Origin of the sequence: Staphylococcus sp. EG-SA-15, assembly GCF_017151895.1 — a bacterium.
GTDB classification, from domain to species: domain Bacteria; phylum Bacillota; class Bacilli; order Staphylococcales; family Staphylococcaceae; genus Staphylococcus; species Staphylococcus aureus.
In genome coordinates this window covers 1-254 of the sequence record NZ_JACVZN010000109.1, presented here as the reverse complement: position 1 = coordinate 254, position 254 = coordinate 1, and the positions used below count along the sequence as shown (strand labels likewise).

2 pseudogenes are annotated in these 254 nt (G+C 33.9%); one reads left to right on the top strand and one right to left on the bottom strand.

The annotated features are described in order from the left end of the window. Positions 1–137: pseudogene (locus IDG64_RS14560) on the bottom strand (glutathione peroxidase); the annotation flags it as partial. Here IDG64_RS14560 and IDG64_RS14555 point away from each other — a divergent pair. Further along, positions 85–254, top strand: a pseudogene (locus tag IDG64_RS14555) (hypothetical protein); the annotation flags it as partial. The pseudogenes IDG64_RS14560 and IDG64_RS14555 sit on opposite strands and share 53 nt — an antisense overlap.

Sequence of the window (254 nt, the reverse complement as noted above, 5' to 3'; positions counted from 1 at the left end):
ATTTGAACAGGTTTTTTTTGAGGTGCAAATCGTTTAACAACGTTACCTTCGCGATCCACTAAAAACTTAGTGAAATTCCATTTGATTTTCTCATTAAAGAATCCGTGTTGTGCCGCAGTCAAATATCCAAATAAAGGTGTTACTTACAAATTAGATGCATATAAGGGTGACGTTATGCTAATTGTTAATACAGCTAGCGAATGTGGCTTTACTTCACAATTTGAAGGTTTGCAATCATTATACGAGAAATACAA